At 39.0% G+C, this 26383-nt stretch carries 25 protein-coding genes; 3 read left to right on the plus strand and 22 right to left on the minus strand.

From position 1 onward, the window contains the following. Positions 1 to 17: 17 nt before the first annotated feature. From B9Y81_RS01140 to B9Y81_RS01185, 9 genes are all read right to left on the minus strand, one after another. Complete coding sequence (locus B9Y81_RS01140) at positions 18 to 572, minus strand: DUF3332 domain-containing protein (RefSeq protein WP_085535166.1); 555 nt, start codon at positions 570 to 572, stop codon at positions 18 to 20. Positions 573 to 767: 195 nt separating this feature from the next. Further along, positions 768 to 1616, minus strand: coding sequence for a hypothetical protein (locus tag B9Y81_RS01145; protein WP_085535167.1), 849 nt, complete (start codon positions 1614 to 1616; stop codon positions 768 to 770). Next, on the minus strand, positions 1613 to 2251 hold the full coding sequence (gene nth / locus B9Y81_RS01150; RefSeq protein ID WP_085535168.1) for an endonuclease III: 639 nt from the start codon (positions 2249 to 2251) through the stop codon (positions 1613 to 1615). The genes B9Y81_RS01145 and nth overlap by 4 nt, the downstream gene beginning before the upstream one ends. A gap of 4 nt (positions 2252 to 2255) precedes the next feature. Beyond that, positions 2256 to 2642 (minus strand): fluoride efflux transporter CrcB, encoded by a 387-nt coding sequence (gene crcB / locus B9Y81_RS01155; RefSeq protein WP_085535169.1) that lies wholly within the window; start codon positions 2640 to 2642, stop codon positions 2256 to 2258. A gap of 69 nt (positions 2643 to 2711) precedes the next feature. Continuing rightward, positions 2712 to 3731 (minus strand): phenylalanine--tRNA ligase subunit alpha, encoded by a 1020-nt coding sequence (gene pheS / locus B9Y81_RS01160; protein WP_085535170.1) that lies wholly within the window; start codon positions 3729 to 3731, stop codon positions 2712 to 2714. A 100-nt stretch (positions 3732 to 3831) separates the two neighbouring features. Next, entirely contained in the window at positions 3832 to 5055 is a 1224-nt protein-coding gene (locus B9Y81_RS01165; RefSeq protein WP_085535171.1) for a sugar MFS transporter, read from the minus strand. 14 nt (positions 5056 to 5069) lie between these two features. Then, positions 5070 to 5867: an inositol monophosphatase family protein gene (locus B9Y81_RS01170; RefSeq protein ID WP_085535172.1), complete on the minus strand. Its 798-nt coding sequence runs from the start codon at positions 5865 to 5867 to the stop codon at positions 5070 to 5072. Positions 5868 to 5870: 3 nt separating this feature from the next. Beyond that, positions 5871 to 6395 (minus strand): zinc ribbon domain-containing protein, encoded by a 525-nt coding sequence (locus B9Y81_RS01175; protein WP_085535173.1) that lies wholly within the window; start codon positions 6393 to 6395, stop codon positions 5871 to 5873. Positions 6396 to 8305: 1910 nt separating this feature from the next. Continuing rightward, the gene (locus tag B9Y81_RS01185; RefSeq protein WP_085535175.1) at positions 8306 to 9619 is read right to left on the minus strand and encodes an ATP-binding protein; all 1314 of its coding nucleotides are present in this window, start codon (positions 9617 to 9619) and stop codon (positions 8306 to 8308) included. Positions 9620 to 10888: 1269 nt separating this feature from the next. Here B9Y81_RS01185 and B9Y81_RS01190 point away from each other — a divergent pair. Genes B9Y81_RS01190 through B9Y81_RS01200 form a run of 3 tightly spaced genes read left to right on the plus strand, consistent with a single transcriptional unit; the run spans position 10889 to position 14540 of the window. Further along, positions 10889 to 12433, plus strand: a complete 1545-nt coding sequence (locus B9Y81_RS01190) for an acyl-CoA carboxylase subunit beta (protein WP_085535492.1) — start codon at positions 10889 to 10891, stop codon at positions 12431 to 12433. 15 nt (positions 12434 to 12448) lie between these two features. Beyond that, on the plus strand, positions 12449 to 13960 hold the full coding sequence (gene accC / locus B9Y81_RS01195; RefSeq protein ID WP_085535493.1) for an acetyl-CoA carboxylase biotin carboxylase subunit: 1512 nt from the start codon (positions 12449 to 12451) through the stop codon (positions 13958 to 13960). Between the two features lie 46 nt (positions 13961 to 14006). After that, positions 14007 to 14540 (plus strand): acyl-CoA carboxylase biotin carboxyl carrier protein subunit, encoded by a 534-nt coding sequence (locus B9Y81_RS01200; RefSeq protein ID WP_085535176.1) that lies wholly within the window; start codon positions 14007 to 14009, stop codon positions 14538 to 14540. 65 nt (positions 14541 to 14605) lie between these two features. Here B9Y81_RS01200 and B9Y81_RS01205 read toward each other — a convergent pair whose 3' ends face one another. The 13 genes from B9Y81_RS01205 to B9Y81_RS01265 are packed head-to-tail and all read right to left on the minus strand — an operon-like array spanning position 14606 to position 26381. After that, positions 14606 to 15271 carry a transaldolase family protein gene (locus B9Y81_RS01205; protein ID WP_085535494.1) on the minus strand — a complete coding sequence of 222 codons (666 nt, stop codon included), beginning with the start codon at positions 15269 to 15271 and terminating at the stop codon, positions 14606 to 14608. A gap of 4 nt (positions 15272 to 15275) precedes the next feature. Then, positions 15276 to 15776 (minus strand): secondary thiamine-phosphate synthase enzyme YjbQ, encoded by a 501-nt coding sequence (locus B9Y81_RS01210; RefSeq protein WP_085535177.1) that lies wholly within the window; start codon positions 15774 to 15776, stop codon positions 15276 to 15278. Between the two features lie 41 nt (positions 15777 to 15817). Further along, positions 15818 to 16519 carry a triose-phosphate isomerase gene (locus B9Y81_RS01215; protein ID WP_085535178.1) on the minus strand — a complete coding sequence of 234 codons (702 nt, stop codon included), beginning with the start codon at positions 16517 to 16519 and terminating at the stop codon, positions 15818 to 15820. A gap of 6 nt (positions 16520 to 16525) precedes the next feature. After that, the gene (locus tag B9Y81_RS01220; protein ID WP_085535179.1) at positions 16526 to 17131 is read right to left on the minus strand and encodes a KpsF/GutQ family sugar-phosphate isomerase; all 606 of its coding nucleotides are present in this window, start codon (positions 17129 to 17131) and stop codon (positions 16526 to 16528) included. A 5-nt stretch (positions 17132 to 17136) separates the two neighbouring features. Further along, on the minus strand, positions 17137 to 18567 hold the full coding sequence (locus tag B9Y81_RS01225; RefSeq protein WP_085535180.1) for an FGGY-family carbohydrate kinase: 1431 nt from the start codon (positions 18565 to 18567) through the stop codon (positions 17137 to 17139). A 1-nt stretch (position 18568) separates the two neighbouring features. Continuing rightward, positions 18569 to 19885, minus strand: a complete 1317-nt coding sequence (locus B9Y81_RS01230; RefSeq protein WP_085535181.1) for a neutral/alkaline non-lysosomal ceramidase N-terminal domain-containing protein — start codon at positions 19883 to 19885, stop codon at positions 18569 to 18571. An 11-nt stretch (positions 19886 to 19896) separates the two neighbouring features. Further along, positions 19897 to 20841 carry a 6-phosphogluconolactonase gene (locus B9Y81_RS01235; protein ID WP_139822873.1) on the minus strand — a complete coding sequence of 315 codons (945 nt, stop codon included), beginning with the start codon at positions 20839 to 20841 and terminating at the stop codon, positions 19897 to 19899. Positions 20842 to 20863: 22 nt separating this feature from the next. Beyond that, the gene (locus B9Y81_RS01240; RefSeq protein ID WP_085535183.1) at positions 20864 to 22042 is read right to left on the minus strand and encodes an N-acetylglucosamine-6-phosphate deacetylase; all 1179 of its coding nucleotides are present in this window, start codon (positions 22040 to 22042) and stop codon (positions 20864 to 20866) included. A 17-nt stretch (positions 22043 to 22059) separates the two neighbouring features. After that, positions 22060 to 22839, minus strand: coding sequence for an SDR family oxidoreductase (locus B9Y81_RS01245; protein ID WP_217809486.1), 780 nt, complete (start codon positions 22837 to 22839; stop codon positions 22060 to 22062). Positions 22840 to 22843: 4 nt separating this feature from the next. Next, complete coding sequence (locus B9Y81_RS01250; RefSeq protein WP_085535185.1) at positions 22844 to 23800, minus strand: aldo/keto reductase; 957 nt, start codon at positions 23798 to 23800, stop codon at positions 22844 to 22846. A 1-nt stretch (position 23801) separates the two neighbouring features. Beyond that, positions 23802 to 25052, minus strand: a complete 1251-nt coding sequence (locus tag B9Y81_RS01255; protein WP_085535186.1) for an MFS transporter — start codon at positions 25050 to 25052, stop codon at positions 23802 to 23804. A gap of 4 nt (positions 25053 to 25056) precedes the next feature. Beyond that, positions 25057 to 25935: a dihydrodipicolinate synthase family protein gene (locus B9Y81_RS01260; protein ID WP_085535187.1), complete on the minus strand. Its 879-nt coding sequence runs from the start codon at positions 25933 to 25935 to the stop codon at positions 25057 to 25059. Further along, a complete protein-coding gene (locus tag B9Y81_RS01265; protein WP_085535188.1) occupies positions 25932 to 26381 on the minus strand; it encodes an L-2-amino-thiazoline-4-carboxylic acid hydrolase in 450 nt (149 codons plus the stop codon). The genes B9Y81_RS01260 and B9Y81_RS01265 overlap by 4 nt, the downstream gene beginning before the upstream one ends. Positions 26382 to 26383: the final 2 nt, after the last annotated feature.

Below are 26383 nucleotides of genomic sequence, written 5' to 3' on the forward strand. Positions count from 1 at the left end.
TCTCCTATTTGGTTAAATTAACGTGCAGCATAAAAAGAAGCATGCTGAACAACTTGTTGGAAAGCGAGAACGCCTGCCTGACTAAGTTCAACTTCCATGCTTTGTCCATCTGAAAGGAACATAACTACTTTGTCGTTATCTTTAAACTCGAGTAGCTTATGAGTTTCGCCTTCAGCTTCTACATTCCAGCTATTATCTTCTTTGTTATAAACTAATTCTACAGAAGTTTCTTCTCCTTCTTTCTGAATACTGTAACCATCCGCTTTTGTTTCAATAGCGTAAGTTCCTTCATTTGTTTCAATGGTTTTCACAGCGCCGACATCTGCTACAGGGTTACTACCACTCCAGAATTCAATTGAGTTAATAACCAATATATCCGCCATTACAGCAATAGGATAAACGGGTACAATGTGAAACGCGATAAAGACTAATTCGTTTACAAATTTTGAATCTACGCCTCTATTCCAATCAAGTAGCTTGTTTGTCAAGCCAAATGAACCGATACATGATGTAAACATAAGGCTACTTGCCAGTGTAGCAGCCATTAATAGATTAAAACTTCTCTTCTTCATAAGAATAAATTTATTTAAACAAGTATTAATAATATTATGGCGAAGATAAAAACTTTCAAAGAGATATGATACTTTTTCTCGTTTAATTGTGCATAAATGTCATTTTTTCACGGTGTTAACAGAAATATTTTGCATTTTTTTCAATGGAATTCTACGGATCGGCTTTCTTTCGACAGGGCAAGAGTTGATGTTGTTTTATTTCGAAGATAACACTTCCGGATTCAAAGGAGTGCAAAATGTATAGTAAACGATCGAATCGGCTATACTTATTCCGGATTGTACATGAATGTCAGGTATTTGATCTTCAATCAGCAGCTTAAGGCTATCAGCTGTGGAAGCCACAATGCTGTCTGTTATTTCAGCAAATGTATGGTTATATAAACAACACACCTGTTCTTCGTGCAAAAACAGGTCGATAGTTTGCCAGCCGGGCTCGAAGTCGTACTGAAATATTGCGTTTAGTATCGCTTCGTTATCTATCTTGTCTTTTAGTCCTTTCTGAAAAAAAATGGACGTGTTATTTTTCTTTCTGTGACATTCGGCAACAAGTTCCAACAGTTTCCGGCTACTGCTTGCCACGCCAACTCCTTCATATATATACTTTCCTAAATATTGATTAGGCGCTTTCGGATAGAACTCGAAATGTATTGCTTCGTTTTTGACAGCAACGAAAGATTCTTTTGGAAAACAAGCAAACACCTCGTCTTGCTCATTATATAGATGATAGTATATCACAACACCCTGCGGATAACAGGCCAATAAAATGGAAGAATGTTTAACCTGACTAAGCAAATTGAAATATTCTTCCGGAATCAGTGTTTTGAAATAATTCTTTAACTGTGGATGATGTTCAAGTACTTTCGAAAATTGGATCGGTTTATTAATGGATAAAACATAGTCAACATCAGGCAGAATTAAACTATATAGATCCAGACTTCCTTCCGCTTTTTTCTCTTTGAGATGCAATAGGAAAAATACAATCGTTCCGATTATTGCTAAAGAAATAATTAGAGCTCCTGCAATTTCATTTCGATAAGCCCTCATCGTTGACGTTGAAAATAGGCACACCAAGGCTGTAATCCGCATTCTAAACATTTAGGTTTGCGTGCCAAACAAATGTATCGCCCATGTAATATTAACCAGTGATGTGCCTTAGGAATTATCTTTTCGGGGATATGTTTCACTAATTCTTTTTCTGTTTCCAAAGGAGTTTTACTATTCGGAGTAAAGCCTAATCGGGCAGATACCCGGAATACATGTGTATCTACTGCCATGGTCGGCTTATTAAAGACAACAGAAGCAATCACATTGGCTGTTTTTCGTCCTACACCGGGTAGTTTCTGCAAATCTTCAACAGATGAAGGTACAACACCACTAAACTCATCCATTAGCGTTTGTGCCATACCAACTAAATGCTTGGACTTATTGTTTGGATACGATATGCTTTTTATATACCCAAAAACCTCTTCCGGCGTAGCTTTAGCCAACAACTCCGCGGTCGGATATTGCTCAAACAGGGCGGGAGTCGTCATATTCACACGCTTATCTGTGCATTGCGCCGAAAGAATAACCGCAACTAAAAGTTGATATGGATCTTTATAATGCAGTTCAGTCTCAGCAACAGGAACATTTTTTTCAAACCAATCCAGAATATATTTATATCGTTCTTTCTTTAGCATTTCCTCACTTGATTAACGCCGAAGCATATTTTCCCAACAAATATCCTAAAAAAACAGCTGACAGACCTAATATATTGCTGGCTAATATGTAGGAGAGAGCAATCTTATACTCACCGGCCTTTAATAAGAGCATGGCATCCAGGGTAAAGGAAGAGAAGGTTGTAAAGCCACCAAGTAATCCTGTAAACAGGAAAAGTTTAAAATTAGAAGAGAAACCGAATGCGTCGGAAAGGCTCCAGCAAAAGCCTATTACAAAGGAACCGGCTATGTTAACTGCAAGAATCCCATAAGGAAAGGCAGATAAAACAGTATGTTGTATCCAGTTTGATAGTTGATACCTGAAAACAGTACCTAAAGCACCTCCCGCAATCAATAATAATACCTTTACCATAACAACTCCCTGTGTTTTCCCCGGGCTGGTTAAAAAGCCCGGGGATGGTAATGATTATAGGTTTTCAATTTAATTGGCCGACTCAAATTGTCTCAGGAAACGAACGTCGTTTTCTGAGAACATACGTAAGTCTTTCACTTGGTATTTAAGATTCGTAATCCGCTCTACACCCATACCTAAAGCGTAGCCGGTATATATTTTACTGTTGATTCCACAGTTTTCAAGTACATTCGGATCAACCATACCGCAACCTAATATTTCCACCCAACCGGTGTGTTTACAGAACGGACATCCTTTTCCTCCACAAAGGTTACATGAAATATCCATTTCGGCCGAAGGCTCTGTAAAAGGGAAATAAGAAGGGCGCAAACGTATTTTTGTATCTTGTCCGAATAGCTCTTTAGCAAAAAATAATAACGCTTGTTTCAAATCAGCAAACGACACATCTTTATCTACATAAAGTGCTTCTACCTGATGAAAGAAACAGTGCGCGCGATAGGAGATCGCTTCGTTACGATAAACACGTCCCGGGCAGATAATCCTGATCGGAGGCTCCTGCTTTTCCATTACTCTTGTCTGTACAGAAGAAGTATGCGTGCGAAGTAATACATCCGGATTGTGCTGAATAAAGAACGTGTCCTGCATATCACGGGCTGGATGATCTTCCGCAAAGTTCAATGAAGAAAACACATGCCAGTCATCTTCAATCTCCGGTCCTTCAGCTATGCTAAAGCCAAGACGAGCGAAAATATCACATATCTCTTTTTTAACGATAGAAATAGGATGACGCGTTCCTAAGGCTATAGGATAAGAGGTACGGGAAAGATCGATATCCGTATCAACATTTCCTGTGTTTGAAAATTCTTCTTTTAATGTATTGATTTTCTCTTGTGCGGCTTCTTTCAATTCATTTAAGAACTGACCTACCTCACGCTTTTGTTCGGCAGCCACATTACGAAAATCATTCATCAATGCGGAAATTTCACCTTTCTTACTCAAATATTTAATACGCAGGGCTTCCAGCTCTTCCGCATTATTTGCCTTTAATTCATCTACTTCCTTAAGCAGAGTCTTTATCCTATCGATCATCTCAACTGCTGTGTTTTTATTAACCGGACAAATTTACGCCTTTCTTCCGAGACTGCAACTCTTTATCTCTCTTTTTTATCAGAACAGGTACAGTCTGCAATCATCTCATTTTAAATCCTTTCAAACCAAAGAATAAGATATAAGCAAAACAAACCAAAGGAATTATAAATCCTACCGCCATATTTTCTTCACCTAAATAGCCCATTAACATCGGCGCAAACGCACCTCCTGACACACCTACTATAATATAAGAAGAGGCTTTTTTTGTGTACGAACCCATATCGGCAAGTCCCAGAGCGAAAATAGTAGGAAACATAATCGACATGAAGAAAAACGTTACATACAAAGCGTAAAGAGAAACATAGCCTAAAGGAAGTATCACCAAAATCATGGTTACACAGCACATGAAAGCATAAAATGCAAGTATTTTGTTTGGTTTGAACTTCGCCATAATAACACTTCCCGACAGTCGCCCGATCATAAACAGGAGCATTCCGCCAAAGGCCAGGTATTGAGCAGCCTGCACCGGCGTTGTTGTTGTATCGTGTTCGGTTACATAGTTAATAAAGAAACTGAATATGCCGGTTTGAGCAGCGCAATAAAGAAATTGCGCAATAACGGCAAGAACAAAATGCTTATGTTGCCACATCGGCTTCAGTTTCGTATCGGCGGTTTCTTTTACCTCATCTTCCTCAACAATATCAGGGAGCTTGGTGAAAAATATAAAAACCGCGATAACAACAACGCATAATCCTGTTAGTATATAAGGTTTCGTTAACGCCATCGTATCATTTGCGGAAGCACCCAGAATTAATTGCCCGCCAATATACGGCCCCAATATCCAACCTAAACCGTTAAATGATTGGGAAAGATTAAGCCGCTGCGCTGCGCTTTCTTTCGGTCCCAGCACGGTAGCATACGGGTTGGCTGCCGTTTCCAATATACATAATCCGCAAGCCACCACAAACAAAGCAATAAGAAACGGATCTGCCGATCCCATGAATGCCGCCGGGATAAATCCGAACGCACCTACAGCATAGATAGACAAGCCAAGCAGTATTCCTTTTTTATACCCATAACGTCTCATAAACAATCCCGCAGGGATTCCGAATACGCCGTAAGCGATGTATGTTGAGAATTGCACTAATCCGGATTGTGCCTTAGTCATCGTAAACGCTTCCTGAAAATGTTTGTTCAACACATCCAGCAATCCATGCGCTAATCCCCACATCAGGAAAAGACTGGTCACAAGTATAAACGGTAACAAATAGCTCTTGCCTCCCGGAGCTTTGAATATTGATTTTTTCAGTTTAGTATTTTCCATGTTCTAACAAATGATTATTCAGACTGGTAGGGAGAAGGGAGGGCCTTCTGCAAATCGTCGTGAATTAGTTTATTCGATGCAATTATATGATGCGTATTCAGGATATTCTCATTTCCGTTATAGTCCGTAATTCGTCCTCCGGCCTCTCTTACAAGTAGAACTCCTGCCGAATAGTCCCACACTTTAATATGTGCCTCCATCCAACCGTCGTATCTTCCGGCCGCAACATAACACAGACCCATAGCGGCAGACCCGTTAATACGAATACTGGAAACTCTACCATAAAGCGCATCCATCAGTCGATGAATTATCGGCTTATATTCCCCGGCATTATAGGGAACATCCAATCCTATAAATGCTTCGTCAATGGTTTTGGAGGTAACCCGGATTTGTTTCTCATTAAGATAGGCTCCTCCACCTTTCCATGCCGAGTAACACTCGTCACGACACACCTCATACACTACCCCAATCAAGAGATCTTCTCCATTTCTTAAAGCGAGACTAATACAATAGGGCGCACAGTCCTGAATGTAATTTGTTGTTCCGTCCAACGGATCAATAATCCAGTTCAACTCTTTTCCGGACGGAGCAACCGTGTTTTCTTCCGTAATGAACCCTGCATTCGGCAAAAGCCCGGCCAATTCTTTCACAAGCATTTTTTCCGCCGTTTTGTCAACATAAGAAACATAGTCGTGACTATCTTTCCGTTCAACCCGGTCAGAAGAAAACACTTTTCTTTCTTCTCTCAAAAAAACACCTACCTGTTTTGCAATTACACAAACATCAGCAGTAAGTTCCTTCAAATTCTTCATATATCATTCACTATATTGTTCGGGAGTTACATTTATTTGAAACAGATAATTACCATGTATATCTTTATATTGGTAATTAATTATTATTTTATGATCCCGAAAAAATTTTGCGTCAGGACTGGTTCGAAAAGTATTTATGGCATTTTGCTTAATTTGATCCTTTAAAAGCAACGTATCGGCAAACATGTTTTCGAACTTAACTAAGGTATAGTAATACTGAATCGTTTTGGGCGGTATTGCCAATACGTTATCTAATCTGGTAAGATGATCAATCATCATGGGGCAGTTCGCGTTCGTTTTACTTGCCGTATCAATCAGTTCTTTATCAACGGCAGAAACACTGAAAAACACTTGATATACGACCATAAACATCATCCAGACACCGAGTGTTACCACAACAACCCCCAACAGGATTTTGTTTTTCGGTTTCTTTTCGATTAGTCTGTCAACAGCTAACTTATTTCCGCAATTAGAACAGAACCGGGCTGTATCCGAACTGTCAATTCCACATTGATTACATTTTATCATAGATGTAAAAATAACTACATATATGTACAAATATAAGGCAAAGATTTCGCAAAGGCAGCAAATCCGTATTGAATACGGTAAGTGTTTGGTAAATTTGGATTTAGTAAATCAAGATATCGTTTGTATTTTATTCAATGCAATTTTAATAAAGTGATCATTTGAAAACAGTGTTTTTTTTCTGTTACTCCAATTATGCAAATGCACTTTAATATTCTCAATGTCTGTTATTTTTTCATGTTGCACAATATAATCAATTGTGGACAGTAATTCTAAGTTGAAATACGAATAAGAATTAGCTAAAAATGCTTTAGTATTATCAGCAATTGCTCTATAAACATGGTTCTCTGAAAGATTTAAATACGAATTAACAGCAGTCTCTCCATCAAAAAGGGCATGGAGAAACACCGCACTGAAAAATTTCCCGATACACAAACGGAGATGCAGATAAGTCAATGGCATGGTGGCTGTCAGGCAAAACGATGCGGGAGTTTTTCAGATACGATATAAAATTTATTAGGAAAATGAAAATAGCAATTTAATTCAGTAATAATTTAGGCAAACGGTACAGAGAAGAAAAAATGTACAATAAGTATGAATTCACTAAAAACATCCTCACTCCATCATATTACAGTGAGGATATTTCGATCTGTCGGAGCTTATGAAACGAGGTTTAAAAGACTAGTCTATGAACAGCATTCGATCTGATTGTTCAGAATATCTATAAAAATCATACATATTTAAAGTCAGTGACGTACCTACAAATTTGTCTTTATCCCATATATCTATAAATGGAAGAAAGTTTATCTCTTTTATATGTTCTCCAAACTGATATAGCTTTTTCTCCCATTGTGGGAGGTCTTTTTTCTTTTTTGTAGGAAAAGTAAATGAATATTCATAAATATTGCAATTATTGTCTAGTTCTATAGATATAGTAATAGATTTGAAATCGTTAGGATCTACTTTTACAGGAAATCCAAAAATTTCTTTAAAAATTGGATCGATAGTTATTGCGAATTCTTTAGTTAAGCGAAAACGAGAAACTTGTTGGCTTGACTCAACAATATTCCGAGCCGATAATGTGGACAGATAATTTTTTTCCGCGGCACATAAAGCTGTATTTTGGCTGAATATTATCAGTAAAATTAATATAATAACTTCTGTATCGCAATCACAAAACCAAAAACATCAGATTTAGAAACATTTTATTACTAATCTCCTTCTTTTTCACCCCGACACTTCTCCCTGTCATTCCGACCATCTCTTCCCTGTCATTCCGACCATCTCTTCCCTGTCATCTCGACCGGAGTGGAGAGATCTCTGCATGAAGCTTCATTAAACAATAGTCAGACGCGGTGAGATGTTTCGACAGGCTCAACATGACAGTGGTTGGGACAGAGTTTTAAGGGGTTTCACCCCTGCGACCCCAATCGTTCTTCTTTTTTCATCCCGACCACCCTTCTTTGTCATCTCGACCGAAGTGGAGAGATCCCTGCATATAGCTTCGTTTAATAATAGTCAGACGGTATGAGATCCTTCGACAGGCTCAGGATGACATGGGAGGGGACAGGGTTTTTAAGGGGTTTCACCCCTGCGACCCCACATCATTTTTTGGCTTGATCCAAAAAACGAAGCAAAAAAGATCAAGGCTGCACTTCCTTCGCTAAAAAACACTGCGCTTTCGCTAAACAAATCGAAACTCGCTACGCTCAAACAACGATTTGTTTTTAACGCTTTCGCTCCGGGTTTTTCTTAACGCTCATCCAATGAGGCCGTTTTTTTCACGGCTCGCCGCTTAGCGCGGCATCGCGCTCTTTTCCGGGTAGGAACCGCTTTTCTTTTGTCATTCCGACCACCCTTGCCTGTCATCTCGACCGGAGTGGAGAGATCTCTGCGTATAGCTTCGTTTCTGATTAGTTTTTTGATTCGAGATAGCTTGTCAATTCGTTGATTGCATATAATGGTAAGTTTGTTAACCATATTTCTTCTCTAAAATCTGACATGGAAGTTCGTATTGCCATTTTAGATTTATTCTTTTCAACAAAAGCTCGTAAGCTTTTTGCTTGAAGGTTTTCGGCTGCTTTTACTTCTATCGGAACTACTTCGTTTTTGTACTGTATAAGTAAATCTATTTCTCCAATCGATTTTTCCGACGACCAATAGAATATTGAGATTTCCGCATCTGTAACCAATTGTTGCAAAACATACTGTTCGGTTAAAGCTCCTTTAAACTCGGTGAAAATCTGGTTGCCATCAAGCAACGTTTTCACATCAAGGTTTGCCATCGCTCCCAACAAACCGATATCAAGCAGATACAGTTTAAAGGCACCCATATCTTCATAGGCTTTCAATGGTAAGGCCGGCTTAGATACTCTATTGATCTTATGTATTAAGCCGCAATCTATTAACCAAGCTAACGCTAATTCAAATTCTTTGGCTCTGGCTCCTTGTTTTATCAATCCGTAAATGAATTTACGATTTTCTTTCGATAATTGTGCAGGTACGGAATTCCAAACCATACGGATGCGTGGAACAACATCTGTAGGAGCATGTTTTGAGAAATCCTGTTCGTATGAATTTAGTATTTGCTGCTGAATCTGACGTACTTCGCTAAAATCCTGATTAATTGCATAGTTTGAAACCACTTCGGGCATACCTCCCACATAGTAATATTGCTTTAGTAGCTCTATATACTTTGTTTTAAACGTGTTTATCATTACCCACTGCTCAGTCTTAATCAAATTATTCAAATCGTGTTCGCCCAATGCGTCTAAAAATTCAGCAAAACTTAGCGGGTATAGATCTAAGAACTCAACTTTACCTACTGGAAAAGATGTGTTTTCATGTAGTGCAATTCCGAGTAAAGATCCTGCTGCTACAATATGGTATTCGGGAGCGTTTTCCCTAAAATATTTCAATGAGGTTAAAGCTCTCTCTGCTTCTTGAATCTCATCGAATATAATCAATGTTTTGTTTGGCTCTGGTTTTATTCCTGTTGCGATCTGGATTGCCAATAAAATACGAGGTATATCGAAATCGTTTAAGAACAATGTTTTTAGTTGTTGATTGTCTTCAAAATTTATATAAGCGAAATTCTCATATTCGGTTTTGGCAAATTCTTTCATCAGCCAAGTTTTGCCAACTTGGCGAGCTCCTCTTATTATAAGAGGTTTCCGTGTGTTTTTATGTTTCCATTTCTGCAAGAAACTTAATGCTGTTCTTCTCATATAGTTGTTTTTTTCTCTATTTTACACTTTTACCCTACGACTTTATGAGCAAATATACATTTTTACCCCATGACTTTATGCAAAACAATACATTATTATATTCAAAAGTTGGTTTTAAACGATAAAAGGTTGTTGCTATGGTTGGTATTTGGCGAAAGATTTTTCGCCCCTACGAACACCGACACCCTTCCGATTAACCCAACCACCCTTTCCTGTTAACCCAACCACCTTTCCCGTTAACCCGACATCCTTCCCCTGTCATCTCGACCGAAGTGGAGAGATCTCTGCGTATAGCTTCGTTTAAGAATAGTCAGACGCGGTGAGATGTTTCGACAGGCTCAACATGACAGTGGAGGGGACAGAGTTTTAAGGGGTTTCACCCCTGTGACCCCACATCATTTTTTGGCTTGATCAAAAAACGAAGCAAAAAAGATCAAGGCTGCACTTCCTTCGCTAAAAAACACTGCGCTTTCGCTAAACAAATCGAAACTCGCTGCGCTCAAACAACGATTTGTTTTTAACGCTTTCGCTCCGGGTTTTTCTTAACGCTCATCCAATGAGGCCGTTTTTTTCACGGCTCGCCGCTTATCGCGGCATCGCGCTCTTTTCCGGGTAGGAACCGCTTTTCTTTTGTCATTCTGTCCACCCTTCCCTGTAAACCCGATCATCCTCCCCTGTCATCTCGACCATCCTTTCCAGTCATCTCGACCGAAGTGGAGAGATCTCTGCATAAAGCTTCGTTTAAGAATAGTCAGACGCGGTGAGATGTTTCGACAGGCTCAACATGACAGTGGGTTGGGATGGGATGTTTCGACAGGCTCGGGGTTATACAGTTATAGTGGTGGGAAAGAAAATTTTCTTGCGATTTTAAGTTAAAATCGGGGGTTTTTGTCTTATTTTTCTTGATTTTATATGTTACTGATAATCAGTATGTTGAATATTTTTAAAACATAAAGGTTATTTTTTCGAAAATAAAGGTTATTTTCAAAAAAATAAAGGATATCTTTTCAGAAAGATAGTATTGTAAAAAAACGCCTATATTTCAAGGCGGAGTTTGAAATGTTAATTTGTTTCGGATCGACGAATATGGTAACCGGAGATTCTGTTTGATCTGATAGATGTGCTTATACCGACTAAACTATCGCGCTCTGTTTTATTGTCCGGATAGTTTGTTTGTCTCTCTTCAGCTGTATTTACATCGTTGCGCTATGTTAATGGATGGGTACAGATTTTATCACGTTAGTATTGAAAATCTTAGTCTTATTTACAATGAAAGATCTCCTGAAAAAACTTGAAGAATTAAATCGCCAGGCTGAACTGGGTGGTGGCTCTAAAAGGATAGAAAAGCAACATCAAATGGGTAAACTGACTGCTCGTGAACGAATTGAACTTTTGTTGGAAAAAGGTTCTTTTATCGAACTCGATAAGTTTGTAGTGCATCGTACAACTGATTTCGGAATGCAGAGTTCCAAAATTCCGGGTGATGGCGTAGTTACGGGCTACGGAATGATTGGTGAGCGATTGGTTTTTGTTTTCGCACAGGATTTTACTGTTTTTGGTGGCGCCTTGTCTGAAACGTATGCTAAAAAAATATGTAAGGTAATGGATATGGCCATGCACATGGGTGCTCCCGTTATTGGTCTGAACGATTCGGGCGGAGCTCGTATTCAGGAAGGGGTGCGATCTCTGGGCGGATATGCGGATATTTTCTTGAAAAACTCTATGGCGTCGGGCGTTATTCCGCAAATCAGCGCGATCATGGGCCCTTGTGCCGGGGGAGCTGTGTATTCTCCTGCTTTGACCGACTTTATTTTTATGGTTAAGCAAAGTAGTTATATGTTTATAACTGGTCCGGATGTGGTAAAGAGTGTTACGCAGGAAGAGGTGTCGAAAGAAGATCTGGGAGGTACGGATATTCATATGACTAAATCCGGAGTGGCTCATTTTAGCGCGGAGAACGACATTGATTGTATCAATCGCATTCGGGAACTGATTTCTTATCTGCCCGGAAATAATATGGAAGAACCTCCGTTTGTTCCTACGCTTGATTCGCCAACGCGTCCGACTTCGAGCTTGGAAGACCTGATCCCTACTAATCCGAATCAACCGTACAACATCAAGGAAATGATCAACGAGATAGCGGATGATTATCGTTTTTTTGAAGTGCAGGAGGAGTTTGCGATGAACATTGTTACAGGTTATATCAGGCTGAACGGAAAAACCGTGGGAGTGGTTGCCAACCAACCTGCCGTACTTGCGGGTACGTTGGATATTAACGCATCGGTAAAAGCCGCGCGTTTTGTGCGTTTCTGTGATGCGTTTAACATTCCGCTGCTGACGCTGGTGGATGTTCCCGGATTCCTTCCCGGCATTAATCAGGAGTACGACGGAATTATACGGCATGGGGCTAAGTTGCTTTATGCTTATTGCGAGGCGACTGTTCCCAAGGTAACGATCGTTGTACGCAAATCGTATGGAGGTGCTTACTGTGTAATGAGTTCAAAGCACATTCGCGGGGATATTAATTTTGCTTATCCCACCGCCGAAATCGCGGTAATGGGACCGGATGGGGCAGTAAATATCCTTTTCAAAAAAGAAATTGAAAAGTCGGATGCGCCTGAAACCAAACGAAAAGAATTGCAGGAGGATTACAGGGAAAAATTCGCCAACCCCTATCGTGCGGCCGAATTAGGTTATATGGATGAGGTGATAGACCCTGCGGTAACCCGTATGAGGTTGATCAGAAGTTTTGAGATGCTTGCCAACAAGCGGCAGTCCAACCCTCCCAAAAAACATTCCAACTTACCACTTTAAACACAAGACGATATGATGATAAAGAAAATATTAGTAGCCAATAGAGGTGAAATAGCTTTGCGCATTTTCCGCACATGTCGGATAATGGGACTGGATACTGTAGCCATATATACGCATGTGGATCGCGGCGCGCTTCATGTTCGTTACGCGGAAGAGGCTTATTGTGTATCTGATTCGTTAGAAGACACTTCTTATCTTAAACCCCGGAAGATACTGGATATAGCCAAAAAGACCGGAGCCGCCATCCATCCCGGATATGGTTTCTTGTCTGAAAACGCCGATTTTGCCCGTCAATGCGAGAAAGAAGGGATCATATTCATCGGTCCGAGCGCAGATATTATTGAGTGTATGGGTATAAAAACCGAAGCGAGGAAATTAATGAAAGAGGCCGGATTGCCTGTAGTTCTCGGTATTGAAAAGCCGCTTGCTTCTGTAGAAGAGGCGCGTCAGGTAGCCGAAGAAGTAGGTTATCCTATTATGCTGAAGGCACTGGCCGGCGGTGGTGGAAAAGGGATGCGACTTGTGCATTCCGAAGATGAACTGGAAGCGGCTATACGCTTGTCAAAATCGGAGGCCGGTAATGCTTTTGGAAATGATGCCGTTTATATTGAAAAATACATTGAAAAACCGCATCACGTTGAGGTGCAGGTGTTAGGCGACCGCTACGGAAATGTAGTCCATCTCGGCGAAAGAGAATGTTCGATACAACGGCGAAACCAGAAGTTGATTGAGGAAGCTCCGTCTCCCTACCTGAAACCCGAAGTAAGGACTGCCATGCTGGAACTGGCCGTAAAAGCCGCTAAGAAAATTAACTATTACAGCGCGGGAACATTGGAGTTTATGGTTGATAAAGAGCAGAACTTCTACTTTCTGGAAATGAATACCCGTTTGCAGGTTGAGCATCCCGTTACGGAATTATGTACAGGGGTGGACATCGTACGTGATATGATAGAAATAGCCGGAGGCAACAAACTCCCCTATAAGCAGGAGGACATTAATTTTCAGGGATATGCCATAGAATGCCGTGTATATGCGGAAGATCCGGTGAACAACTTTATGCCGTCTCCGGGAATCATCAAGGTGAGGGAAGTACCCGAAGGACGTAACATTCGTCTGGACAGCTCGGTTTACGCCGGCTTTGAGGTTTCGTTGCATTACGACTCGATGATTGCCAAGCTATGTTCGTGGGGACGTACGCGTCAATCGGCCATTGAAACAATGCGACGTGCTCTGCGTGAATACAAAATGCTCGGTATAAAAACCACCATTCCTTTCCATCAGCGTGTGTTGATGAACGAAGCATTTGAAAAGGGGGATTACGACACCACCTTTATCGATACGCGTTTTGACAAGGAAGACCTTAAAAAGAAAAAGAGCAGCGACCCGACCGTAGCGGTTATAACTGCCGCGCTTCGGCATTACGAACTGGAAAAATCAGCCGCAGCACGCGCAACTACCCTTCCGGTAATAGGTGAATCTCTGTGGAAATATTACGGCAAATTACAGATGACAGCAAACAACTATTGATTTGCAACGTTATGAAACGAACATGTAAAAATTAAACGATAATCGTATGAAAGATGTCAATAAACCATTAGCAACATATTACGCCCAGGTGGAAGATTTCCCCGACAGAGAATATAAAGTTGAAATAATTGAGGACGGACCCATAAAAAAGGTGCTTGTAAACGGTAAAGAATACGAAGTGGACTACAACGTAGGAGGTGACTCCTTGTATTCGGTGATCATCGACAACCGCTCGAACGGTGTGCAGCTGACCCAGGTAGACACCACATCCTATGAAGTGATTAACCGTGGCGACCTGTTCCATATCAACCTCATCAATGAACTTGCCCGAACCCGGCACGAACATGAAAAGTCCGCCCATGCCGGCGTACAGATCATCACCGCCCCCATGCCCGGTGTGATACTCAAAGTCTACGTCAAAGAAGGCAGCGAGGTAAAGGCCGGAGACCCGTTATGTGTACTTGTAGCCATGAAAATGGAGAACGAAATAAAAGCCACATCAAGCGGCATCGTCAAAGAAATTTTCGTAAAAGACACCGACAAAGTCAGCCAAAGAGACAAAATCATGGTAATAGAGTAAAGAAATAGAGGTAGCCTATTTTTTGTAGGCTACCTCTATGTTGTTATTCGGGGTAATTGTATCCGTTAAAACTGAATATCATAATACGGAATCCCGTCCTTTGTAAAATCAGCAACACCCTTGTCCGTCATTGGATGTTTTATCAGTAAATTAAAGATTTCATACGAAAGAGTCACCGCATGACAACCGTTTAAACTTACCTGATAAACTTGATTTACATTCTTAAAGCTCGCCCCTAATACGTTGCAAGGGAGAGAATGCAGCGTGAATGTTTTTACAATATCAGAAACAACATTAACACCCTGTGCTCCAATGTTATCCAGCCGGTTTACGTATGGAGCAACAAAATCCGCACCTGCCTTAGCAGCGATTAAAGCTTGCTGTTGTGTAAATACAGCGGTTGCCGTAACATTCATACCCGCCTCTTTAACCATTTTAATTGCCCGGATTCCCTCTTTAGTTACAGGAATTTTAACGAAGTACTTTTCATTTAATTGAAAATAGTCCCGATATCGTTTAGCTTCACGTAACATATCTTCTGATTTTTCACTCATCACCTGAATATGTATCATCTTGTCGCCAAGAAGCTGAAGTATTTCCGGTATGATTTGAGAGAGCTTCTTTTTTGAATGTGCTAATAGTGTAGGATTTGTAGTCACTCCTTCTATGGGGAGATAATTGAGCAACTCTTTTATTTCATCAATATTAGCCGTGTCTGCTAAGTATTTCATACGCTTATACACCTATAATATGAACTTCACAAACTCTTTTTCTTTCACGAACCTGATCCCAGTCGATAAAATAAATATAACCAAAATCTCCCAGAGACAACTTACCATCAATTAAAGGTATTGTTTCTGAGCGTCCGAAAAAAACCGAACGTAAATGAGCATCTGTATTCAAACTGCCTTTTGCCTCTTCTCCCGGAATACTCAACGCAAAGTCAATATGTTTGGGGCCCGGGTGCAGGTATTGCCCTTCCGTACGGCAAGTCGGGATGAGTTTCTCCATAATGTTGTTTAAATCTTGCTGCAAAAACTCCCTGCCGAAATAGTTCAGGTCATGTGAACATTCCTGAGTTATTACTGAACATGTAGTGTGGTGCGAGTATACCACACAAATACCATTTTCAACTCCCGATTTTTTGATGATTTGTTTTACTCCTTCCGTAACATTGTGAAAATCCGGTCTGTGATCTTGTGATTGAACCTCAATGTTTTCTCTGTAAATTTTCATTTTGTATCTCCTTTTTATTAAAATAGAATTATAATTTAATTTTATGAATGCACTTCATCCCAAGCCATACGAACAGCTCGAATCATTTCGTCCAACATTGCTTCCGGGTTTTCGGCTTTCATAATGCCACTTGTTGTTCCGGTTGCATCGGCACCAGCTTTGATTACACGGTATACGTCTTCTTCGTTTTTGATACCGGCAGCCTGAAGCACCTGTATTTCCGGATTGATCTTTTTTATTGCAGATGTTGTGGCAATTACGTATTCTTCATCGCTTGTTTGCCCGGTACCGATCAGTTCTGTTGGTTCCGCAACAATAATGTTTGGTGCGAAAAGTGCGATTGCTTCCGCTTCTTTAATAGAATCGGCACACACAATAGTAGCTAATCCAACTTCATCTGCACGCTTAATCGACCTATATAAATCGGCAATTGTCATTGGTTTTTCGGCGTGATTTAGCATAACTCCTACTGCTCCGGCTGCCTTGATGGCTTCGGGCAGGATACTGCCCTGTCCACGTCCGACAATGACCGGATCCATGTGCTGAGCAAAGAGATATATGTTTTTGGTTTCCTGTGCCAAAAGGTAAAGATCTGATGGCTGAGGGGTTATAATGATACTCACATCATACTTTTGAGCTGCTTCATCTGCAACCTTGGCTAACTTCAACATCTTTTCTCCATAGAGAAATGCCTTCGGGCCTATCTCAAAAAAAGGTGGTTTAATTTTAAATCCTTTATACATGGTTTTTTATTTATTTAGTTTAGAACCAACCGCTCCTCCGGGATGGATCAGTGCAAATTGTTCGAGTGTATACTTGGAGACATCCATTAATGCAGCTAAAATTGCATCCATAATAGCTATTGTTACAATGAAACTTGAGGTAGCCATGATATTGAGCGGATCGCTTTCTCTATTTATTTTCATAAGAATAACGATCTGGGCTTTTTGTGCTAATGGCGAATTCCGGTTTTCTGTTATAACGATGAGTTTTGCTTTTTTCTTAATACATACATCAAGGATGGGCAACAATTCGACTGTTTTGCCCCCACGAGAAATCATCACCACTGCATCTCCTTCTTTTATGCACCCTAATCCTCCATGTACAGCTTCTGATGGAGAAAGAAACCAGGCGTTTAGTTCAATACAACATAAGGAATGGGCAAATTTCTTTGCTGCTATTCCTGAGGTTCCACTTGCACAAGTAATGATCTTCGGGCAGGAACTTAAAAGATTAACAGCCTCTTCAAGCTTCTCGGTTTCTATATATGTTTTAATGTCAGCGATTGCATTAGATTCGATAGTTAATGAATCCATCGCGCATTGTATAATTCTTTCTTTCGTGGAATTTTCCATATTATTTACTGTTTTATAGTTTGATTTGCTTTCCAGTTAAAGTATTCATGCGTGTTCTTGGGATCAGGGGTCATTACGTCTTTATATCTCACCCATAGTGCTATGGTTTTATCGTGATTTTTTGCCGGAGTATTTCCCATAAAACCTAACATGGCTGCCCCTTGACAAGCCAATTCATTGCATTCCGGCAGTAAAAAGGTTTTATTTATCATATCGGCTTTGATTTGCATCCAGAGCCGGCTCTTTGCTCCTCCTCCCGATGAAACAACTTGTTTACCTGTTGCTTCTTCTCCCATGTTTATCAGTAAACTCAATAAGCTCAAACTGGTAGATTCAAGAATAGCACGTACAAAATGCGCTGGTTCGTACTGTTTTTTATGAGGTTTAAAACCCTCTAAATCCTTGTATTTGTTTGCAGACGGGTTTGCTGTTAATCCGTTGCAGCCGGGAGGAATAGTGCAGGCTAATGTCAACAGTTGTTCTATAGACAATTCCGGCATATAGTTTTTTTGATACCACTCTAATGCAGAAGCCCCATTTTCCTCGAATGCCATTTGGAAATAATAATTATCTTCTAATCCCGGAGCGATATTCACCCCTTTTTGGGGGGAATATCCCTGTTTGTAGTTAACAGCAGCTAAAACAGTTCCTGTTGATTCACTAATCTGATCAAGAACCGGCAAGCCGGCTCCTACAGCAACCATGTGATGATCTAAAGCTCCTACATAGAAAGCTGTATGAGTAGATAAACCGGTAAGTTTTGCCCCTTTTGAAGATATCCGGCCGATCAAAGAGCCTATTGCTGTCGGTACTGCTAAGTAATGCAGATCAATGCAAAAAACAGCAAGAGCATCGTTCCACCACTTTTTATCCGGGATACTGAATAAACCGGTCATGGATGAGGTGCTATAATCAGTAACTTTTTCTCCTGTAAGTGAGAAGGTAAGGTAATCCGAAATTGACAAGACCGTTTTCACCTGTTTCCATATCTGCGGGCGTAAGATTCTAAACCATTCGATCTTTGCTGCAAGAGATTGATTATTAGGTGCAATTCCCAAACCGGTTATCTGATTAAAATCAGGATTATTGATTAAACGCTGTAAAGAATCAGCGTTATTCTCTGCTCTTTGATCCGGCCAAAGAATTAGGGGGGTTAAAGGTTCATCTGAATGATCAAGCAATACAAAACTATTAGCTTGAGACGAATAAGAGACTGTTTTTATCTCTTCGGGTTGAATAGCTGCGTTTTTTATCGCTTCTCCCAAACAGGAACGTAATGTTTTCCAAAAGACAGCCACAGGCAATTCACAAATCCCCATATTCCCTGTTTCTTTGTTGACATAGCAACGTCCCAGACCTCTTAGATTGCCTTGTTCATCAAAAACTCCTGCTTTGAAATAACTTGTACCTAAATCTATGCCAAGAAAAAAACTCATTTCAAATTGATTTTAATTCTTTCAGTGTTTCTTCCAGTAAAATAGCACCGGAAGTATAATCGAACAGCGAATTAGAAGCCTCATAATATCCTTTTTCATTAGCTTCTTCGGTAGATATATACCCTTGTAGTTCACCATTGGCAAGGGTGATCAAAAAGGCATTTTTTGCTTGTTCCTTAAGCTGAAGCGCATATTCTATAAATATTTCGCCGGGCCAAGCAACAAAGTTCCAATCATCAATATTTATGATTTGTATTTCCGCAGGAAGACATTTGGCGTAAGCGGCCTCCAGTGTTTCTGACGAGGAGAGTTTGGATAGGAACGCAATCTCTTCACTCCCAAACCAATCAACTTCAGCAGAACGAATTTCTTGTGTGTTTTGCGAATGCTCCTTTAATGTTTCAAATTTCTTTTTAGCTGACAAACGATGTTGCTCTGCCGACTCAACTGAAGGAAAACATTTTCTTTTCAACTCAACCAACCGTTGTTTACAACCTATTTTTACGACTGAAGAATAGGTTAAATCACTTACTAGTTTTTCTCCGATTGCCTGAGCTACAATATTGCCCAAACGTTTAGCCTCCGCAAAAGTGTTTTCTTTTGTAACATGTCTTGGGCTTTGATTTCCGCAAGCACCCGTGAAATAAATCACCGGACAATCAACACCTAAAAACAACTTTTGTAAAATATCACGTGTATAGAATGGAAAATCGGAAGTATATAATGTAGAGTCTTCATGCAATACCGTAGGATGCATATTACATACAAGCATTGTAGCGATGTATTCATTGTCTTGATTTTTAAGAATCAATACAGGAATTTCCAGGTCTTTAGGACCTAATGGATTATGCCTGTTGGTTCCTATGCCCGTACCGTCTGCTTTCAAAAAAGCAGATTGAGCAGGTACGGCTTGATTGAATGCCGCACAAGCAGATTCGATTGTTTTTCGTTCCATCTCTTCTACATACGCTTTGTCGGCCTTTGGAACTATCGGGTCGTTTGCACTTATTACACAATCGACTGTTACCGGACCGGAATGTGTATGTGTAGCTGCAATCAAAATATTTTCTTCCGGAATTCCGGTTTGTTTATTTATTGCTTTGCGGATACGTGCTACTGAGTCTTTATTCACGTAAATTACATCATTAGAAATGAAGATTGTTTGTTGATCTCCATCTGACAGATATAGGGCAGAACTATATAACCAATCATGAACACCGGTACTCATTCTTTCGACGAATGGATAACCGAACAGAAAATGCGGTTTCTTCGGTGTAATGTTCCGAACAGCAGCACCTGCTTTCAATTGTTTTATCATTGTGTATGTTTTTAATACCCTTTACTCCAATCTGTTTCAATATTTTGAGCGATTGTTTCCGAGACATATACCTCAGTGGGGAGTGTTTGTAAAATCGATTCGGGAACTAAAGGAGTTACCGGTCCGTGAAGCACTAAACGACTGATAAAGCGTTGCCATGCTGTACTGGTTCCATGTACCGTAATAGCATGCGTGTCAAACCTATTTTTAGCATTGATTACATCAGCAGGACCAATAGTAGCTGCTTTAGGTGGGATAGCTGCCAAGTTGCCGCTCTTGCCAAAACAGCCATGTAATGAATTTTGTGCAAGCGTAAACGGACTCAACGTGCAAATTCTCGCACTCAACTGTTTCCACTCCTCTAAAGGTGCTTGGAATTCGGGAGCATCAGGTTCAATAAATGCCAAATGCCCGGTCCACCCAGGACCGCTGTAACAAATATCAGCACCTCCAAGATCAGCAATCATTTGACTATAATGTTGTATATTTTGATTTGTAAACCCGACGATCTGCTTTTTAGGTGGCCTTAATTTTTCCTCTATTTCATAATAAAAATACTTCATCATTGCATTTGTAAAACCAAACTCCCAGTTTTCCGGAGCTATTTTGCCATTTTCATCCGCGTATTCATCCATAGCAAAAGCATACACGTTACGACAGTCTATTTGACAAGCATTGATGAGTCGTGCCAGATGTCGATAAACGGGAGCCGGATTTGGCAAAATCATTACAAGTCGTTCTCCGGTTTCTGATGCTTTTTTTATTCTTTTAAACATATCCGTGATCCATAAATAATCAACATCCATGTCGGGAACTACCTTTATCTTAAAATCCGGATTTGAGTGTTTTTCTATCTCCTCTTTTTTTATTTTTGCCACTCTGTTTATTTCATTTTTATCTTTAAATGGCACCCATTCTGATGGGGTAAATTCGAATTGTTCAGACAAGTTTTTCATATTAAAATAGTGTTTGTTATGTTTAAGATTTATAATAGCATTGCCCATTTACCCATGTTTGCAGAACTTCATATTCCCGATTTAGAATAACAAAGTCAGCATCGTATTCCTTTTTCAAGACCCCTTTTGTATTTTCCAAACCAATCACTTTTGCCGGATTTGCACTTAAAAGTTTAGATGCCTGCACGATGTCAACACCTAACCAATCTATGGCATTTCGTAGCGCTCGATCCATCGTCAAACCACTACCGGCGAGGGTATGCCCGTTTACAGAACGAGCCGGTGCTCCTTTGTAAGCGAATTCTATCTCACCGCTATTACCGAACACAAATCGTCCCGGTTCTAAACCTGCTCCAACATTAGCATCAGTAATCAAGCAAACCTTACCTGTGGCTTCCGGCTTGCATTTCAGTGCCATCTTAACAGCAACCGGATCAACATGCACGCCATCCAAAATAAAGTCAACACTTACCCGTTCATCCGCCAGTATGGCTTCAACAGCACCACAAGGTCGCACACCGGGCTCTGTAACGGGAGGGCAAGGAAATACATCATAGAAGTGTGTGGCATGACGTGCTCCTGCATTGATTGCTTTTTGTGTTTGTTCTACATTCGCAGCAGTATGCGTAATAAAAACAGGCGTGTTGTTTTGTGCCATCAGGGGAATTAATTTGATAATACCTTCCACATCCGGAGAGATACTGAATATTGCTTTATAAGGCTTTGCCGCCTCCATTAAGTTTTCAACTCTGGCTGTTTCAGCCGACGAAATAGCGTCTGAAGTCAAAGATCCTGTAATCTTCAGAAAAGGTCCTTCAAGATGAAATCCTAAAATTTTTGCTCCTTCAATATTCGCTTTTGCTAATTGAGAGAGAAACAACACATCTTCTCCTTTTGATCTTGGCGCAACAGTTGGTAAAAACCCCGTTACACCATATTGAGGCAGTATTTTACATATTTTCTCTAAATCAGCTACTCCATTATCAACCAAAGAATAATGAATGCCATGTATATGTAAGTCTATAAATCCCGGCACAATATATACCTCTCCCAAATCAATAACATCACCTATGGGTTTTGTGGTAGTAATAGCTTTAACTTTGCCATTTTCAATGGAGAGATATCCTTCAATGATATAATCTCCGCTGACAATCTTGCCTGAGAAAACAATCAAATCGTTCCTATTTTTTTCTTTTGTCATATTGCTGGATACTTTAATTACGCATGCATTCCACCATCCATAAGTATATTTTGACCATTAATGTATGCTCCAGCTTCAGAAGCTAACAGCACCATCAAACCTTTTATATCATCCGTATTGGCCATTCTACCCACAGGTACTTTTTTACAATAATTCTCTACGAATTGTTTCGGTTGGTAATTAAATAAACCACCAGGACTAACACAATTTACACGAATGTTCTTCCCGGCAAAGATCTTAGCCAGATAACGGGTTAGATTAATAAGTCCTGCTCTATGAAAAAAGTAATCAGGTGGAGGCCACCCCATATCAGTTCCATCGTAATTAGAAAGGTCGGGACCATGCATACCCATCATAGAAGCAATATTAATAACACTTCCCCCTCCACTATCTTCAATCAGCCCACACATTTCACGAAGAATATCCATAGACCCTGTAGCGTTAATGTGCATTGATTCAGCAAAATGTTCAATGGGCTCGTTATAGCCTTTCATTGGCCTTGCTACTGCATTGTTTATAAAAACGTCTAACCGACCGAACTGCTTTATTATCTCAGCTTTAAGGTTTAAAACTGATGTATGATCACCTTGATCAACCTGCATGGCATATATATCATATCCTTGATTACGAAATTGATTTGCAGTCTCAACAACTTTCGCCAAATTTCGAGAAGCAATAATAATCGTTCCACCAGCTTCTGCCAATCCTTCAACAATACATTTTCCATATAAACCTGCACCGCCGGAAACCAGAATGGTTTTACCTTTTAAGCTGAATAATTTATTTATATTCATCATTATTTTATTTTAACCAGTTCATTTTATCCCAATATGATAAATCTATAAATTCAGGGTTAGGGAAAGATAGCTTGATAGCTATATCTAATTCTTCTTTTGTTAGGCATCTTCCTTGTCCAGCATTTAGAGCTTGCTCTAAATATTCTGTTTTATCAATACCGACTAATACAGAAGATACTTCCGGAAAAGAAAGGGCAAACTTTATTGCTAATGTTGGTAAATTGAATTTAGTTTGCTCTAAGAATACATTATAACTTTCAATATGCTTTTCCACATTTTCTAATTTGGGGTGCAAATTTTTACCGCGATTACTTAATAATCCTTTAAGTAATACAGAGCGAATAACAATGCCAACACCATTTTTACTTGCATCGTTAAAAAGGCTTTTTTGTCTTTGATCCATAAGATTAAATGGAAGTTGTAGGATATCCCATACATTCTGCTGAATAGCTTTTTTTGTCTCATTCAAGGTATATGTAGATACTCCTGTCGCTCTAATTTTGCCTTCTTCCTTTAATTTTGAGAAAAAATTGATGATGGTTTCATTTTCAATAATATCTTCATTTACTTGATGAAGCATATATATATCTATATAATCAGTTTTAAGTGCCTCAAGACTTTTATGAAAAGATTCCATTAAACATTTTTCCAATTTTGAGACTTCTGGTATTTCACCGTTTTTATCTAAAAAATGACAGCACTTCGTAGCTATAACTACTTGTTCTCTTTTTTCTTTAAATGTTTTACCAATTATATATTCGCTATTGCCATACATTCGGGCTGTGTCAAAGTAATTAATCCCATTTTCCAAAGCAGCATTAAGCAATGCTATAGCCTCCTTTTCTGTCAGCATATCAGAGTTTGTTTTCACTCCAATCCCATAAGGTATTCCTATTTCAACACCTCCAAATGCAATTTCAGAAACGAACAATCCTGTTTTACCTAATTCATTTTGTTTCATATTAATATAAATTCTTTTTCTCCTTTTTCACACTTTTAATTACTAGACATAATATACCAATACAGGCTATTATTGCAACCCCTGATATTTGATATATAAATGAAAGATTTGTTTGAGAGTCCCTCATCATACCTGCAAGATAAACACCCAATCCACCTATAATAGTTGAGAACATGTTAAGTACACCATAACCTGTTGCGATGTATTTTCTATCAACTATCAAACATAGCATAGGCATTATGTTAGTGTCAGTAAATTTGCTAGATAATCCATAAATGAAGAAGAAGGTTATTGTTAGGATAAGAGTAGTAGTTATACTTCCGCAAAGAATGCTCGGAGCAGCGATTGTAAGTCCAATTAATGGAGTTATAATTTTTGCCAGATGATTGTTTTCACTCCATTTATCAGCGATAAAACCTCCAGCTAACAATCCAACTATTGATGCCGGATAAAAATAAGCAGTAGCATATATTCCAGCTAAACTTTGAGACAGATTGAAGGTCTCTTTATAATAAGTAGGTAGCCAAGCAACAATCATCCAATTAACCAAACCTAAAATCCCCCAGAAAATAAGTAGATATAGAAATGCAGATTTACTGAATATTTTTTTTATTGCATTAAAAAAAAGAACTTTTTCTACCATGTCTTTTCTTGTTGAGTTGTTGTCATCAGGTGCATCTTTAAGAAAGAAAAAAAGAATTACTGCAAAAGCTACTCCGATTATACCAAATCCATTAAATGCTAGATTCCAAGTGTATTTTTCTGCAATCCAGCCTCCGATGAAACCTAAACTTGAGCCAATCATTACTCCTGTAAGATTTATTCCAGTGGCTAAAGACTGTGTTTTTCCTCTGTGATAATCTACAATTAAAGCTAAAGCTGCCGGCATATAGAAAGCTTCACTTACTCCCATTAATGCTCGTGAAATTAAAAGTTGATTATAAGTAGTGGCGTGTCCGGTTAACCAAGTAACAATAGACCATATTACCAAACTTGAAATAATAACATGACTTCTATTAAATTTATCAGCGATAAATCCGGCAAAAGGACTAAGAAAACCATATGTCCATAAAAACACGGAGGTTAACAAACCGAACTGGGCATCGCTCATTTCTATCGAATCAATAATTGAACTACGCATGGTTGTTAACATGTTACGATCAATATAATTCAAAGCACCTACTACAAATAGAAAAAAAACGACGAGCCAGGCTCCTTTGGGTAGTTTATATTTAGAAGAATCAATGACCATTACTTTAGATTTCTCCTATTTCTTTCATTAACACTTCAATATTTTCTTTTAAGTTTTCAGATATGGGTAAGGCGTAGTCCGGATGATAATTCCCAGGACATTGTAGTAGTTTCATGGCATATGAATATGCAGATAAAACATTTTCTTTGATGAACAGATCCCTCAATCTCAAAATATTGATAAGATGATTTAAATTTACAGCATCACTATTCCCCGTTTTATACATCTCTTTTGAATTATAAGGTGTACAAGTGAACATTCCATCTAAATTTTTATTTATTCCGAGTTTTAATGCAATGTCAAAAAGATCAAGATTACTATAAAAAACCGAGAATAGTTGATTGTAATTTGTGAGTTTATGTCTGTGTATTTCTTGTATCAAGTGAAGATTTCCTGTTTTTATACCTCTAATATTTGAGTTGCTTATAAGACTTTTTAAATGATTTATATTAATAGACGATTGTGTAACAACAGGTAAATCATAGATGTATATAGGGTATTTCGTCTCTTTAGCAAGGACTGTAAAAAAAGTAACAATTTCATTATCATTTAATTTATTGTAGAAGGGTAGAGTTGCAACAACTCCATCTATTTGCGCGTTGTCTAATGCTTCAATCCTATCTAAAACTCTATCTATCGAACAATCCATAACTCCCACCATAATCGGGACTTTATTATTCACAGAAGAACAACATTGAGCAACAATTTTGGGATATTCTGTATTTTTTATGGTTGCCATTTTACCCATTGAACCTAAACACAATACACCTTGAGCTCCTGATTCAATCATCAATTCTACTTGTTTATTAAAACTATCAACGTTTAATGTCCCGTCAAGATTTGTTGGGGTACCTAAAGCAGGATAAAAACTCTTTTTGCTCATTTTTTTTGATTTTTAATCTGTTTTTTTATAGTTATATTGCAAGTTGAATTACCGCAATCAACATTTGTTTCATAAGTATAGCCTGCTTTTTCAACAATTGGCCGGTATAGGGCCTCGCAATGATCACAATACGAATGATATGGAATCATGTGTTTTAATTCTGTCAACATGCCTCTTGAAGGACATTTATGCATATCAATTTTAAACTCTTCTTTATCCTGATCTAATATCATTGTAAAATCAGCAGCCTCTTCGTTTAGTGATTGAGACCAATACTCAAAACATCCTTCCAAACCTTTTTCTAAGATTAATTTTGACAAAGTTTCTTTTAGATATATTTCTGATAATTCCTTCCAAAACTTTTTCACTTCATCTTTTCCGTTAATTTGTTCAAGGAACTTGAATCCTTCACTATATGCTGGTATAAATTCTGTACATGAAATCATTT

This window comes from Massilibacteroides vaginae (genome assembly GCF_900178525.1).
In the GTDB taxonomy this organism is placed as follows: Bacteria; Bacteroidota; Bacteroidia; order Bacteroidales; family Tannerellaceae; genus Massilibacteroides; species Massilibacteroides vaginae.

Excerpts from the sequence above, each read along its gene's own strand:
- B9Y81_RS01215 (WP_085535178.1), bottom strand. The coding sequence starts at position 16,519 with ATGTATAAAGGATTTAAAATTAAACCACCTTTTTTTGAGATAGGCCCG.
- B9Y81_RS01250 (WP_085535185.1), bottom strand. The coding sequence starts at position 23,800 with ATGAAACAAAATGAATTAGGTAAAACAGGATTGTTCGTTTCTGAAATT.
- B9Y81_RS01175 (WP_085535173.1), bottom strand. The coding sequence starts at position 6,395 with ATGATAAAATGTAATCAATGTGGAATTGACAGTTCGGATACAGCCCGG.
- B9Y81_RS01265 (WP_085535188.1), bottom strand. The coding sequence starts at position 26,381 with ATGATTTCATGTACAGAATTTATACCAGCATATAGTGAAGGATTCAAG.
- B9Y81_RS01220 (WP_085535179.1), bottom strand. The coding sequence starts at position 17,131 with ATGGAAAATTCCACGAAAGAAAGAATTATACAATGCGCGATGGATTCA.
- B9Y81_RS01140 (WP_085535166.1), bottom strand. The coding sequence starts at position 572 with ATGAAGAAGAGAAGTTTTAATCTATTAATGGCTGCTACACTGGCAAGT.
- B9Y81_RS01260 (WP_085535187.1), bottom strand. The coding sequence starts at position 25,935 with ATGAGCAAAAAGAGTTTTTATCCTGCTTTAGGTACCCCAACAAATCTT.
- B9Y81_RS01230 (WP_085535181.1), bottom strand. The coding sequence starts at position 19,885 with ATGATAAAACAATTGAAAGCAGGTGCTGCTGTTCGGAACATTACACCG.
- B9Y81_RS01210 (WP_085535177.1), bottom strand. The coding sequence starts at position 15,776 with ATGAAAATTTACAGAGAAAACATTGAGGTTCAATCACAAGATCACAGA.
- nth (WP_085535168.1), bottom strand. The coding sequence starts at position 2,251 with ATGCTAAAGAAAGAACGATATAAATATATTCTGGATTGGTTTGAAAAA.
- B9Y81_RS01185 (WP_085535175.1), bottom strand. The coding sequence starts at position 9,619 with ATGAGAAGAACAGCATTAAGTTTCTTGCAGAAATGGAAACATAAAAAC.
- accC (WP_085535493.1), top strand. The coding sequence starts at position 12,449 with ATGATAAAGAAAATATTAGTAGCCAATAGAGGTGAAATAGCTTTGCGC.
- B9Y81_RS01170 (WP_085535172.1), bottom strand. The coding sequence starts at position 5,867 with ATGAAGAATTTGAAGGAACTTACTGCTGATGTTTGTGTAATTGCAAAA.
- B9Y81_RS01245 (WP_217809486.1), bottom strand. The coding sequence starts at position 22,839 with ATGATGAATATAAATAAATTATTCAGCTTAAAAGGTAAAACCATTCTG.
- B9Y81_RS01225 (WP_085535180.1), bottom strand. The coding sequence starts at position 18,567 with ATGAGTTTTTTTCTTGGCATAGATTTAGGTACAAGTTATTTCAAAGCA.
- B9Y81_RS01205 (WP_085535494.1), bottom strand. The coding sequence starts at position 15,271 with ATGAAATACTTAGCAGACACGGCTAATATTGATGAAATAAAAGAGTTG.
- B9Y81_RS01200 (WP_085535176.1), top strand. The coding sequence starts at position 14,007 with ATGAAAGATGTCAATAAACCATTAGCAACATATTACGCCCAGGTGGAA.
- B9Y81_RS01165 (WP_085535171.1), bottom strand. The coding sequence starts at position 5,055 with ATGGAAAATACTAAACTGAAAAAATCAATATTCAAAGCTCCGGGAGGC.
- pheS (WP_085535170.1), bottom strand. The coding sequence starts at position 3,731 with ATGATCGATAGGATAAAGACTCTGCTTAAGGAAGTAGATGAATTAAAG.
- B9Y81_RS01145 (WP_085535167.1), bottom strand. The coding sequence starts at position 1,616 with ATGAGGGCTTATCGAAATGAAATTGCAGGAGCTCTAATTATTTCTTTA.
- B9Y81_RS01235 (WP_139822873.1), bottom strand. The coding sequence starts at position 20,841 with ATGAAAAACTTGTCTGAACAATTCGAATTTACCCCATCAGAATGGGTG.
- B9Y81_RS01190 (WP_085535492.1), top strand. The coding sequence starts at position 10,889 with ATGAAAGATCTCCTGAAAAAACTTGAAGAATTAAATCGCCAGGCTGAA.
- B9Y81_RS01240 (WP_085535183.1), bottom strand. The coding sequence starts at position 22,042 with ATGACAAAAGAAAAAAATAGGAACGATTTGATTGTTTTCTCAGGCAAG.
- B9Y81_RS01255 (WP_085535186.1), bottom strand. The coding sequence starts at position 25,052 with ATGGTCATTGATTCTTCTAAATATAAACTACCCAAAGGAGCCTGGCTC.
- crcB (WP_085535169.1), bottom strand. The coding sequence starts at position 2,642 with ATGGTAAAGGTATTATTATTGATTGCGGGAGGTGCTTTAGGTACTGTT.